The sequence below is a fragment of the Paenibacillus sp. FSL H7-0756 genome (genome assembly GCF_038006765.1).
In the GTDB taxonomy this organism is placed as follows: Bacteria; Bacillota; Bacilli; order Paenibacillales; family Paenibacillaceae; genus Paenibacillus_AQ.
Genome location: NZ_JBBOVT010000001.1, coordinates 2,204,126 through 2,216,004, shown reverse-complemented (window position 1 = coordinate 2,216,004; position 11,879 = coordinate 2,204,126). Strand labels below are relative to the sequence as shown.

General features: G+C 49.8%; 12 protein-coding genes. 4 read left to right on the top strand and 8 right to left on the bottom strand.

All coding sequences use genetic code 11. The features are described from left to right. Window positions 1–28: 28 nt before the first annotated feature. Window positions 29–346, bottom strand: a complete 318-nt coding sequence (gene trxA / locus NST04_RS09880; RefSeq protein WP_036701616.1) for a thioredoxin — start codon at window positions 344–346, stop codon at window positions 29–31. A 220-nt stretch (window positions 347–566) separates the two neighbouring features. Beyond that, entirely contained in the window at window positions 567–1,007 is a 441-nt protein-coding gene (locus tag NST04_RS09875) for a GNAT family N-acetyltransferase (protein WP_341184097.1), read from the bottom strand. A 185-nt stretch (window positions 1,008–1,192) separates the two neighbouring features. On the opposite strand from NST04_RS09875, the gene NST04_RS09870 reads away from it, so the two are divergent. Together NST04_RS09870 and NST04_RS09865 are read left to right on the top strand one after the other, a co-directional pair. After that, window positions 1,193–1,354 carry a YqzM family protein gene (locus NST04_RS09870; RefSeq protein WP_143803803.1) on the top strand — a complete coding sequence of 54 codons (162 nt, stop codon included), beginning with the start codon at window positions 1,193–1,195 and terminating at the stop codon, window positions 1,352–1,354. 206 nt (window positions 1,355–1,560) lie between these two features. Continuing rightward, complete coding sequence (locus NST04_RS09865) at window positions 1,561–2,934, top strand: glycoside hydrolase family 43 protein (RefSeq protein WP_341184096.1); 1,374 nt, start codon at window positions 1,561–1,563, stop codon at window positions 2,932–2,934. A gap of 114 nt (window positions 2,935–3,048) precedes the next feature. Here NST04_RS09865 and dnaI read toward each other — a convergent pair whose 3' ends face one another. The 3 genes from dnaI to NST04_RS09850 form a co-directional block, all read right to left on the bottom strand. Beyond that, window positions 3,049–4,008: a primosomal protein DnaI gene (gene dnaI, locus NST04_RS09860; RefSeq protein WP_341184095.1), complete on the bottom strand. Its 960-nt coding sequence runs from the start codon at window positions 4,006–4,008 to the stop codon at window positions 3,049–3,051. An 18-nt stretch (window positions 4,009–4,026) separates the two neighbouring features. Further along, complete coding sequence (locus tag NST04_RS09855; protein WP_341184094.1) at window positions 4,027–5,577, bottom strand: helicase DnaB; 1,551 nt, start codon at window positions 5,575–5,577, stop codon at window positions 4,027–4,029. A gap of 268 nt (window positions 5,578–5,845) precedes the next feature. Further along, window positions 5,846–6,142 carry a YuiB family protein gene (locus tag NST04_RS09850; protein WP_025707684.1) on the bottom strand — a complete coding sequence of 99 codons (297 nt, stop codon included), beginning with the start codon at window positions 6,140–6,142 and terminating at the stop codon, window positions 5,846–5,848. Between the two features lie 268 nt (window positions 6,143–6,410). Here NST04_RS09850 and hemQ point away from each other — a divergent pair, with 268 nt between their 5' ends. Then, a complete protein-coding gene (gene hemQ, locus NST04_RS09845; protein ID WP_341184093.1) occupies window positions 6,411–7,169 on the top strand; it encodes a hydrogen peroxide-dependent heme synthase in 759 nt (252 codons plus the stop codon). Window positions 7,170–7,335: 166 nt separating this feature from the next. Next, window positions 7,336–7,422 (top strand): putative holin-like toxin, encoded by an 87-nt coding sequence (locus NST04_RS09840; RefSeq protein WP_282705064.1) that lies wholly within the window; start codon window positions 7,336–7,338, stop codon window positions 7,420–7,422. Between the two features lie 78 nt (window positions 7,423–7,500). On the opposite strand, the gene ltrA is transcribed toward NST04_RS09840, so the two are convergent. The 3 genes from ltrA to NST04_RS09825 form a co-directional block, all read right to left on the bottom strand. Continuing rightward, the gene (gene ltrA, locus NST04_RS09835; protein WP_341184092.1) at window positions 7,501–9,306 is read right to left on the bottom strand and encodes a group II intron reverse transcriptase/maturase; all 1,806 of its coding nucleotides are present in this window, start codon (window positions 9,304–9,306) and stop codon (window positions 7,501–7,503) included. Window positions 9,307–10,193: 887 nt separating this feature from the next. Next, window positions 10,194–10,466, bottom strand: a complete 273-nt coding sequence (locus tag NST04_RS09830) for a hypothetical protein (protein ID WP_341184091.1) — start codon at window positions 10,464–10,466, stop codon at window positions 10,194–10,196. 1 nt (window position 10,467) lies between these two features. Further along, window positions 10,468–11,661, bottom strand: coding sequence for an NAD(P)/FAD-dependent oxidoreductase (locus tag NST04_RS09825; protein ID WP_341184090.1), 1,194 nt, complete (start codon window positions 11,659–11,661; stop codon window positions 10,468–10,470). Window positions 11,662–11,879: the final 218 nt, after the last annotated feature.

Sequence of the window (11,879 nt, the reverse complement as noted above, 5' to 3'; positions counted from 1 at the left end):
GGCCCCGGTTACAGCAGGTTATAATCAATTATTGATGCTTAGCTACGATATTCTTAAGGGAATCCTTGGAGTTCAGTCCTACGACTTTGTCCACAGGCTGGCCGTCTTTGAAGAAGATCAGAGTAGGAATACTCATTACTCCAAAACGGGAAGCTGTCTCAGGATTCTCATCCACATTCAATTTAGCGATCTTCACATCGTCACCCAGCTCGGTGGACAATTCCTCGAGAATAGGGGCAAGCATTTTGCAAGGGCCGCACCAAGGTGCCCAGAAATCTACTACTACAGTACCTTGACCTTCCACTTCATTCACGAAGGATTGGTCAGACACGTTTACGATAGCCATGATATTGTTCCTCCTTAGATAAGTTTTGTGAGCTTAAGCTGTACGAAAAAACTTCCGCTTCTATAGCCTGAGCCAAGTCCGCAGAATTTACTCCGAGATCATAGCGGGATAAAATGCTTCATGTAATATGATAACCAGATTATCATTTACCGACACATCCTCAGTATAACATAAATACAATGCATTTGTTATATATTTTAAGAAATTATATTGTATAAAATTAATTTGTAATATCCAGCTTCATCGTCCAGGAGGTTCCAGAAATTCCGTGAAACTGAAACCCGAGTCTGTCATATAACCGGACGGCCGCCTGGTTCTGCGGGTCAACGCTGAGAGAAAGGGCGGTGTACCCCTGGGATACAGCCTGCTGAGTGATGGCCTGCATGAGTCTGATTCCTACACCCCGCTGCCTATATTCAGACCGTATAGCCACACCTAATTCCGGCGTCTGCGCATCCACAAATCCGTAGCCCTGGTTCGACTCGTCGAATAGCCTGTACCAGGCAGCACCTGCAGGGATATTGTCAATAAGGGCAATCAGAGCCAGATCGCCTTGTCTGCCCCAATTCTCGTTGTACTTCACCATCCCCGGGGAATTCAGCAGCTCACTTCTGGGAGGCTTCCCTTGTTCGATATGAATGGACTCATAATGCATATCCATAAGAAAATCATACTCCTGCGGTTCCATAGGTCTTATATGTATCATTAAATCACCCTTATTATCTTTACATCTACCCTGCATCTTCGTATACTTGAAGAAAGCGCATTAATTGTCAATGACTTCTCTCACATGTATAACTGTAACCCACTTCATGCAGTCATGCAACAGCAAGGAGGAAGAAGCGAATGGACGTCAATGTCAACGCACAGGTCCGTGACCCGCGGGAGCATATCAATGAGGAGCCCCGCAACGATCTTGGTGATCTTATGGCCGGTTTCTTCGGGATGACCGGCTTCATGACCGTGGTCTTCTTCGGAATGGTGATCATCAAGTATTTGTCCGAATAGCTGCTTAAGCGCAGTGTCCGGTATTCTTCGCCCGCGTCAGGGCAGGATGCCGGATTTTTTTGCGTTCCAGTTTGCATTCTATCACGGATCATCAATAATAACATAAATTTACAATTTAATAAAAAGAAAACACATTTTTGTTTCACAGGAGCCGTGTTACTCTGTATGCGAAAGCGCTCTTATACCTATTTTGAGGAGGAAAAAGAATGAAAAAGCTTGTCAGCCTTGCTGCTGCAGGCTTGTTGGCATCGGCGCTGTATTCCCCGGTATCGTTCGCTGACAACCCTGTTGTACAGACCATCTACACGGCAGACCCGGCCCCGCTTGTATACAATGATACGGTCTACCTGTACACCGGACATGACGAAGACAACTCGACCTACTATACGATGAATGATTGGAGGGTCTACTCTTCCAAGGACATGGCGAACTGGACAGATCACGGGTCACCGTTATCCTACAAGGCGTTCAGCTGGTCGAGCGGAGAAGCTTGGGCCAGCCAGGTCATTGAGCGCAACGGCAAATTCTACTTTTATGTCACGGCAAAAAGCACTTCGCTCGGACGGCCCGCCATCGGCGTCGCCGTCTCAAACAGCCCGACCGGCCCGTTCGTGGACGCTATCGGCAAACCGCTCGTCTCCAGCAGCTGGGGCGACATTGATCCGACGGTATATGTGGACAGTGACGGCCAGGCTTATCTCTACTGGGGGAACCCGACACTAAAATATGTGAAGCTGAACCCGGATATGATCTCCTACAACCAGAGCACAGGTATTGTGCAGGTGCCTATGACCACAGACAGCTTCGGTGTACGAAACGGCAATGCCGATAGACCAACCCTCTACGAAGAAGGACCCTGGTTCTACAAGCGCGGCAGCTTATACTACATGGTCTACGCCGCAAGCGGCATTCCTGAGAATATCGCTTATTCCACCAGCTCGTCGCCGACCGGACCGTGGAAGTACAGAGGGATCATTATGCCCACCCAAGGCGGCAGCTTCACGAATCATCCCGGCATCATCGATTTCAAAGGGCGCTCCTATTTCTTTTATCATAATGGGGCCTTGCCTGGAGGGGGCGGCTTCACCCGGTCAGTGGGGGTAGAGCAATTCACCTACAACGCGGACGGAAGCTTCCCGGTCATCAACATGACCACCGCCGGACCGCAGCCCATCGCCACCCTTAACCCCTATGTCAGAACACAAGCCGAGACCAGCGCATGGGCGGCCGGGGTAGAGAACGAGACCACCTCGGATACGGACGGGGGAATGAATGTCGGCTTCATCGATCACGGCGATTATCTCAAAATCAAAAATGTGAACTTCGGCGCCGGAGCCGCAGCCTTCGAGGCGCGGGTAGCGTCAGCAGGCAGCGGCGGCAATATTGAGCTACGGCTGGACAGTCCGACTGGAACACTGGCCGGCACCTGTGCGGTGCAGAATACCGGGGGCTGGCAGAACTGGGTGACCAAGACCTGCACGGTCAGTGGAGCCAGCGGCACTCACGACCTCTACCTGAAATTCACGGGCGGCAGCGGCTACCTGTTCAATATCAATTGGTGGAAATTCAGCGCCAGCTGAATCTAAGCATAGCAAAAAGGGGACCCCGCCAAATGACGGCGCGGTCCCCTCTTTGTGTGGAGCACAAATTATCCTGCCCTATGCTTATATTGCTTATTGCTGCAACTGTGCGTCTTAGTCTCTGGCCTTGCCCCGCTGGTTCTCCCCATGCAGCGGAATCACGTCTACGAACGGAGCAATCCGGTCCATCAGCCGCTGGCCCTTGTAGACCTCTTCCCCGTCCTTGCTGGTGATGCTGAGATGCTTCTCCAGCCCGTCCAGCGGATAATTCGAGGTGTAGAAGGTCGGCTTGCGGTTCATCCGGTAGTTCAGGATCGCTCCGAGCACATGGTCACGCGCCCAGGGATTGAGATTCTCGGCTCCGATGTCGTCGAAGATGAGCAGATCACAGTTCTTCATCGTATCGACCATTTCCTTCAGCTTCTGGTTATCCATCATGATCAGCTTCAGTTCCTCGATGAAATCCGGCATGTAGACAATCACGCCGCTGTAGCCCGAGATCGCCAGCTCATGGAGCAGATAGCACATCAGGAAGGTTTTGCCGGTCCCGAAGCTGCCCTGCAGATAAATGCCCCGCGAAGTCAGGCCTTCTGCCCGCACAGCTCCTATATAGTCAAATATCTTGTTCACGGCTGAGGCCCGCCGGGGGTCCTTGCCCATAATATCCATCTCATCATATCCGCCGTTCAGTACCCGCTCATCCACATAGAAGCTGCGGATCCGTTTGCGGACATTATCCTGATTATCCTGCGCAATCTTCAGCTTGCACGGCGTCTTGCGTTCATACAGATCCGTTACACCGTTCACTGTCTCCACCGACAGCTTGCTGTAATGCCCCTGGAAATCATTCGGGCAATTCGCCAGGCCGGGGCAGTTCTTACAATGCCGGTCCTCCTCGACATACTGGTACAGACGGCTCAAGTGCAGCCGCAGCCGGGACTCGTCCAGCTCAGGGTGCTCCGCCTGAAGCTCCTTGACCAGGGGATGGTTCAGCAGGGTCTGCTCCAGGTCACGGGAGCGCTGGCGCAGAGCAGGGTTGTTCATCGAACGCAGCACTTCGCCCATAGACTCCATCGCTGCACCTCACTTTCTTCAGGGCGTTCTCAGAACGCCTTTTTTCTTGCTGGCCTTGATCTCGGCCGCTTTCTTCATCATCGCCGCGAATTCCTCTTCCGATACGGTTCCGGCGCTGCCGTCATCAAGCACAATCGGAATTTCCTGTTTGCCGGAACGGCCGCCGCTCTTCGTATACGAACGCTGGCGGGTTCCCGCGTTGCCTGTGCCGGAGGTGGCGGAAGCCGCCCCCTTGCCCTTCACCTTCGACTGGTCGCGGATATAGCGCACAGCCTTCTCGTAAGTATTCACCTGCTTCACCAGCATATTGGAGGCAATCGCCTCCACGAAGTTGCGGTTCATCCGCTGATCGCCGCCGGAAGCCACCATCGTCATCAGATAATGAATCAGTACATTGATCACTTCGCCGCTGAGCTTATAGTTCAAATCAATCTTCTCGAAGATATCCATCAGCTGGCCCGGAACCGCCCCCGGGAAGAATGTCTGTAACAGCCGTGTATAAGGCTCGTTGCGCAGCATCATATTATATTGGTGAATGTCGCATTTGGACAGAAATTGCGGAGGCACTTCTACATAGAACTCCATTTCGACAGCCTGCTCCACCGGCACTGCAGAAGGATCACTCTCTTCCTCAGCGGCGGAGCGCAGCGACACCACCTTGGCGGCGGCAATCTCTCTTTTCTCCTGGCGCTTCCTATCCTGACGAAAATGCTGGCTCGCCTTGTACTGCAGCGTATCCAGAATCACCTCTCCGTCCGGCGTGAAGACATCATCCTCATCCAGCAGGCGGCATACATCCTGCGGGCCAAGCTCGTATTTGCGGGCCACATAATTAATGACACCCATCTGATTATGGTCAAAACGCAGCTTCTCGACATGCGCACGGTTCACCGATTCACGCGGGAAGCGCAGGATAATATCGCTGTAGGCTATATTCGGCTCAGCGTCTTGGGTGGTGCCGGGCTGACGAACGGAAGCTACCTCTGCCAGGGCCTGCTCCAGCTCATAGTCGATGACATGGGTATTCAGCTCAAAAATATCATAAAAGGGCAGTGAAATATTCTCTTTTCCCATCGACCGCCCGCTCCATTCCTCGGGTTCCCGGTGCCAGAACTGCTCGCGCAGCGACAGCACAGCGAACTTGCCGATCTTATCCCGGAGCAGCAGCGTCAGATGCTGGGTTGCAAAAAAATCAGCCGGCGACAGCGGCGGCATTAATTCGTACTCGTACATATAATCATCGTTCTCCGCGGCATACAGCCGGCAGGTCTGCAGCAGTCCCACCGCTTCCAGCCGGGAAGCCTGGTCTACCATATATTTACGGCCCTTCTCGTTTGGTTCAACGCCCAGGGTCATAAAGAGCCTGCGCTGCTGCTCCACACCGGAATAACCGATAGATTCAGCCGGAATATGCTCGAACAGCAATCTGTACAGGCTGATGGCGAACGCGCCTACCATTGGCTGATAGACTGAGCCCAGCATACGGCCGTCCAGCTGGCTTAGACCGAATTCGCGGGAAACGCAGTACCGATGATGTTCAGTGAAATGATGCAGGTTGCTCATACGCATCTGCGGATACCTCCCCCTCTTCTATACGATATACGAATTCATATAGATTTCTATTCTATCACAAAACACCCGGCCGGAAATGTAAAATAAAGATGAACCCTTGCTCTTTTTGGCGAAAAATAACCCCACAAAGTGGGGCTTTAGCGTAGGTGATGACTCAGGTACTTTGCGGGGACCCCAAAACATATAAATTCTTATCTATAAAAAAAACGGCTTCTCCCCGGTAGGAGATTAGCCGTTTCTTGTTGTACCGCCCTTCAGGCAGCGCTTAGAACATCTTGTATCCGCCCAGCCGCAGCTTCTGAATGGTCCAGCCGCTCAGCACCGCTCCGGCAAGACCAGCGATCCCGGTAAGATAATCCACGATGTGGAAGGTAGAGAGATGCTCCCATAGGGACATCGCGCTCCGGTCCCAGATGGAATAGACCACCACCGGAAGAATGACAATGACGAACAGATAGGCAGGGAACCAGGTAGTCTTCATCAGCATGTTAAGAATGAAGCCAATCCCGAACATCATCACAAAGAATAAAACGGCCAGAACAAACACCGGAATAAATCCCATCGTACCGCCATCCCCTCTCTCTATAAAGAACCGCACACCCAAGCTTATATAATAGTAAGTTTACTAGAAAAAATGTAGCGAAGCAATGAACATTATCGCGCTAAATACCGGAATAGGCGTGAATGGGGGGCCCGGCGTTTGCTCTCTGCCGCCCGCTGCGCTACAATGCAAATAGCACCCGACCTATGTTCATACATAATTAAGGTATGCGGACAAAGAAGATTTTACGCGAGGATATTCCACCGATAAACGATAAGGAGTGAACAACTTGAACGAAGCCGCTTTGACACTGGAAGGCTGGTATGCGCTACATGACTTCCGCTCGCTGAACTGGACAGCCTGGACGGCAGCAGATGACGAGGAACGGGCAGTTGCCCTGGAGGAGCTGCATGCCTTCATGCAGGAGTGGGGACCTGTCGAGGAAGCGAAGGAAGGCAGCACTGCCGTCTATTCCATCGTGGGCCAGAAGGCTGATTTCGTGATGATGTTTCTGAGAGAGAGTCTGGAGGCGCTGAATGCGCTGGAGACCGCTTTTAACAAAATTGCCTTTGCCCAATATACAACGAAGGCCTACTCCTACGTAAGCATCGTTGAGCTCAGCAACTATGCCGCAGGAGGAAGTGCCGGAGACGGCAGCGACCCGATGCAGAACCCGCATGTGGCTGCCCGGCTGAAGCCTGTACTGCCGCAAATGAAGCATATCTGCTTCTACCCGATGAACAAGAAGCGTGAGCTTGCCGACAACTGGTACATGCTGGATATGGACAAACGCCGGGAGCTGATGTATTCGCACGGCCTGATCGGCCGCAGCTATGCCGGCAAGGTGAAGCAGATCATCACCGGCTCCGTCGGCTTCGATGACTGGGAGTGGGGCGTAACCCTGTTCGCCGAGGATGCGCTGCAGTTCAAGAAGCTCGTCTACGAGATGCGCTTCGATGAAGTCAGCGCCCGCTATGGCGAGTTCGGCCCCTTCTATGTCGGCAACCTGCTGAACGAGGAATCGTTCGAGGAGATGCTGAAGCTGTAGCATCATAATGTATACAAAAGGAAGGTGACCTGTTCAGGAAACCTTCCTTTTGTATTTCCAATATTGTTAAACCTATCCATACAGGCTAATCAAATGGTATAATCGTAGAAGCAATGGAAGGCTTACAAGGGCGGTCGGCTAATCTCCCGGAAGGGAGGTGAGGCTCATGGAGGTTTATCAAGCGTTGTCATTGATGTTCATGTTTGGCATGTTCATTATTGCTTTGCTGAATTACCTCAATAGGAATAGGTAAGACTTTGAAATTATCTCCGTCTTTTCCCCTCCTCCACACCGTGCTTGCGACTTTCACCGCACACGGCGTTCCATCTTCTTAATTCAATATATCAATAAGTTCCAAGTTGCACTTTTTACGATATAGGTTTAATGATTTCATCATTTCAGATGATAAATCCAATCGGGTTTTGAGTTCAACAATCGTTTTTTCAGTCGTTGCATGTATGAGCCTGTGCACATCACGATGTAAAATACGGAGGTTGCTGAATTTATCGCTCCCTCCATTTTTCATCTGCTGGTAGTGGTGGCAATGGACTTCCTCTGCGTATAAGAACAATCCTGTAACTTCGCATCTGCCCATCTTCATACTGTATCTACTAATACGATTATCCATATATTCCACACTGCGACCATGTATGTTGGATTTCATGAGTTTAGAAATTTCTCTGAGAATATCCGGACTTAGCTCTTTGTGGATGATCCTTCTTCCTTCTTCGGTAAATGGACTAATGGACTGGTCGAAATTTGTGCTGATCTTCCATCTGATATCCGGAAGTGGAAAAAGGTAGACTCCGCATATCCTAAACGTTTTATAATTCTTACTATAAAATTTCGAGTAGGTTGGTGGCGGGATACACGGATATTCGTAAGTCGCGACTGAATTCAGACGATTAAAGGTGAACCGGCGTAGATCATGAGCAAGTCGTGAGAATTCGATGCTAACTTGCGTAGCTCGGCTAAAGTAGTTATGAATACCCAGGACGTAACTATTGAATAAGAGCGCATTTTGAGCAGTAGGTGACTGACGTATTTTCACGATACGCACTTTCGCTTCTTTCTTTATCTGCTGTTTTTTCCTGTCGCTTAGGCCCGTACGAGCAACTCTCTTAGGTCCTTTCGTTATCGCACGAATAGTAAATCCAAGAAATTCGGACGCTCGCCTTCTGAGGTTTACAATTTGCGATTTTTCCGGTGAGATTTCTAGTTTCAGACGGTCATATAGATAAAGCTTTACGGCATGAAACCACTTTTGGGCAGTTTTCCAGTCTCTACAAAGGATTTTAAAATCGTCGGCGTAACGGACAATGTACCCTTCCTTGAGATTGGTCCTTTTTAGGGCTGCACACTTCCCATCATTCCGTGCATATTTATGTCTAGAAGGAAACGTATCCCATTGCCCCGATACCCATTGATCCAGATCATGCAAAACAATGTTTGACAGGAGTGGCGATAATATCCCGCCTTGTGGTGTTCCCTTTTCAGGTATACCTTCGCCTTCAATCTCGGCTTTAAGCATTTTTCCTATGATCCGTAAAACTTTGCGATCTTGTATCCCCATATTCCATAGTTGTTTGATAAGTCTGGTATGGTTAACGTTATCAAAGAAACCTTTAATATCAATGTCCACAATAAAGTGAAAACGATTGAAATTAATAAGGTGTTGTACCCGGGCTACAGCGTGGTGGGTAGTACGCATCGGTCTGAATCCGTAGCTGTGTTTATAGAATTGGGCTTCAGCAATGGGTTCAAGTATCTGTTTGAAGCATTGCTGGATGATTCGGTCAACTATACTCGGAATACCTAATGGTCTTTGTTTGCCGTTTGGTTTGGGGATGAAGACTCTTCTCACTTTCTTAGGACGATAGTTCAATAGTTTCCCAGTGATAAGCTCTACTAATTCTTCTTCGGATGCCGTTTTAATATCGTCAATAGTTCTGCCGTCTGTACCTGCTGTTTTGGAACCTTTATTTGATTTAACTGTGCGGTAGGCCAGAAGAATATTTTCCCTAGAAGTGATCATATCGTAGAGATTCGTGAATATTTCCTTGTTTTGTGCTCTTCCATACAGTTCACTAAAGATTCCGGTCATGCCGTAATAATCCCAGTATCGTACCGCCGACATTGTGGTATCCCTCCCAACGGAGTAATATTCCCACGTTCTTACCCGATCGATGTCGTTCACTTTTGGAAAATTGAATTTGAATTAATAAGACTTGGGGCTGTTCCTCCAAACCCATTACAGGTGCTTCATTGGTCGTGCCCCTACTCTCACAGGGGTAAATACATTTCGAATAAGAACCCTTATAGTAACCGTCTTGGTTGGCAGACCATGAGACAACGCCCCCTGCTTTCCTTGTTCCTAGTGGCCTAGCTATCCATTCAAAACCTTAGGTGCTGCCTTTAAGCCTGCGAGTTCGATACTGCCATAGTTCAGTATAGCGAGTTTCCTATCTTTTATATTGTACTCTTCGCCGCTCACCTAGTATTTACTAGCCCACCAGTTTCCTAGCGGTCCTATTATAGACCTGTACATTCGGCAGTTCGTCAGACATGCGTGTCATTCTCACCATAGCTTGTTTTTCAGCCATCCGGCATATCGGCTAACATACCTTCTCTTGCGAGTGGCTCTAGTTCTCCTTCTGCCGCCTTCACCTGGCTCCATACGGTATATGCTGCCTAATACCGCATGCAGGAGTATTAATGAGGTCGTTTTGGGATACATGGTTCCCTCATTCCAACCTTCGGTCACTAAGTTAGATGCTTTGCATCCTTACGTTTCCCACACATGATGGTTATAGTAAAACAAGTCGCACAAAAGAAATAGACCGCCCTGGTCAAAGGAGACGGTCTATTTCTGCCTAAACCTATTACCGAGCCACCGCCCTTAAAAGCGGCTATTGCACCCGAGAGCCGTGTTGCAAGCACGGCTCTCTTTGCATTGTACGTCTTTTCTACCTCCACTATACCACAAGTGGATTTAATAAATAAATATCTACAGCTTAAAATCACTTATGCCGAAGGTTCCTTATCATCCTCGTCCGCTTCATCCTCATCCCGCAGGCTCTCCAGATATTCCGCTGTCGCCTGGTCACGGGCGCGGCTCTTCTCCTTCAGGCGCTCGATGGCCGGGAGGATCAGCAGGTCGATCTCCTTCTGGACAGGGTAGGCCAGATCGTACCGGGTCTGATCCTCCAGATAGGTGCCTACCTCAATCAGAGCATTGTAGCGGTCCAGCTCCTCGCGCGTCAGCAGTCCGCGTACTTGCACGCTGCAGTGGCGCATCTTAGAGGAATCTTCCTTTTTTGAGCACGAGCGGAATGCCGCCGATAATGAGCAGGTAGCGCATATCGACAACCTTCTTCAGCTGCGCTGCCTTCCAGCCTTTGTATGTCTTATCGCCGACTACGGCAATTCCCTGGCCCTTACCCAGTGAAGCTACGGTTCCCTTGTTGCTGAAGGCGAATTTCTTCGGCTGCTGGCTGCGGATGGCCACTACGAGATTATGCGCACAGCATTCCCCCTGCTGCATAGCAATCTGTGCTGTCGGCGGGTATGGACGGCCTTCCGGATTAATCATGAGGGAGCCGTCCCCAATGATGAAGATGTTCTCATGTCCCGGAGCCCGCAGATATTCGTCTACCTTCACCCGTCCGCGCATCGCTTCGAAGCCGGCCGCTTCAATCAGACGGTTCCCGCGGATACCGCCGGTCCATACGATCGTGGAGGCTTTGATCTCTTCACCCGTGGCCAGAATTACACCGCCAGGCAGGCATTCCTTGATCGCTACGCCCATCTTGAAGGTCACACCCTTCTTGGTGAGCACCGTCATGGCGTGCTCCACCAGCTCAGGCGCGAACCCTGGCAGAGCCGTAGGCGCAGCTTCTATATTATAGATGTTGACCATGCTTGGATCGACATCAAATTCTTTGCATAGGGCAGGAATCCGGTCAGCCAGCTCCGCTACAAATTCAATCCCGCTGAAGCCCGCGCCGCCAATGACGAAGTTGATATGCTCCTGTGCATTATTCTCATTCTTGTATTTGGCGAACTGGTACTGGATATGCTCCCGGATCAGCCGCACAGAGTTGATGCTGCGGATGGTCAGCGCATATTTGTCGAGTCCCGGAATCCCGAACGTTTCAGGCTCACCGCCAAGGGCAATCACGAGGTAATCATACGAGAGCGTTCCATCCTCCAGAATAACCTTCTTCTGCTGGGTGCGAATCTCCTGCACCGAGGATTTGACGAGATCGATCTTGAACTCATCGATTAATTTGGAAATAGATACGCGCGTATGCTCGATGCTGTCCGTGCCCGCTGCAGGCATATGCAGATGGGTCGTGAAATAGTGATATTCATGGCGGTTAACCAGGGTTACATCGGCTTCATTATAATTCAAAGCTTTCTGCAGCCGCTGGGCGGTCAAAATCCCTCCATATCCCGCGCCTAGAATAACGATTTTGGGAATACTGCTCATGTTCCGGCTCCTTCCAACAGGTGAATCTGTCTATGTGTTATTTTTTGTTAAAAAATCAGGTTTCTTTTGTGAATTTATACACTTAAATTCAGAAGAATTTCCAATAAAACTTAAAGGATTTCTAAAATAACCATATCCATTGTAAACCTTAGTATCGTTTTAATCAAATATAATCATACAACAAAATGTCACATTTTTCTTTGAAATCAAAGCCTTTG

Coding starts and splice junctions, on each gene's coding strand:
- trxA (WP_036701616.1), bottom strand. CDS start 346: ATGGCTATCGTAAACGTGTCTGACCAATCCTTCGTGAATGAAGTGGAA.
- NST04_RS09875 (WP_341184097.1), bottom strand. CDS start 1,007: ATGGATATGCATTATGAGTCCATTCATATCGAACAAGGGAAGCCTCCC.
- NST04_RS09870 (WP_143803803.1), top strand. CDS start 1,193: ATGGACGTCAATGTCAACGCACAGGTCCGTGACCCGCGGGAGCATATC.
- NST04_RS09865 (WP_341184096.1), top strand. CDS start 1,561: ATGAAAAAGCTTGTCAGCCTTGCTGCTGCAGGCTTGTTGGCATCGGCG.
- dnaI (WP_341184095.1), bottom strand. CDS start 4,008: ATGGAGTCTATGGGCGAAGTGCTGCGTTCGATGAACAACCCTGCTCTG.
- NST04_RS09855 (WP_341184094.1), bottom strand. CDS start 5,577: ATGCGTATGAGCAACCTGCATCATTTCACTGAACATCATCGGTACTGC.
- NST04_RS09850 (WP_025707684.1), bottom strand. CDS start 6,142: ATGGGATTTATTCCGGTGTTTGTTCTGGCCGTTTTATTCTTTGTGATG.
- NST04_RS09840 (WP_282705064.1), top strand. CDS start 7,336: ATGGAGGTTTATCAAGCGTTGTCATTGATGTTCATGTTTGGCATGTTC.
- ltrA (WP_341184092.1), bottom strand. CDS start 9,306: ATGTCGGCGGTACGATACTGGGATTATTACGGCATGACCGGAATCTTT.
- NST04_RS09830 (WP_341184091.1), bottom strand. CDS start 10,466: ATGCGCCACTGCAGCGTGCAAGTACGCGGACTGCTGACGCGCGAGGAG.
- NST04_RS09825 (WP_341184090.1), bottom strand. CDS start 11,661: ATGAGCAGTATTCCCAAAATCGTTATTCTAGGCGCGGGATATGGAGGG.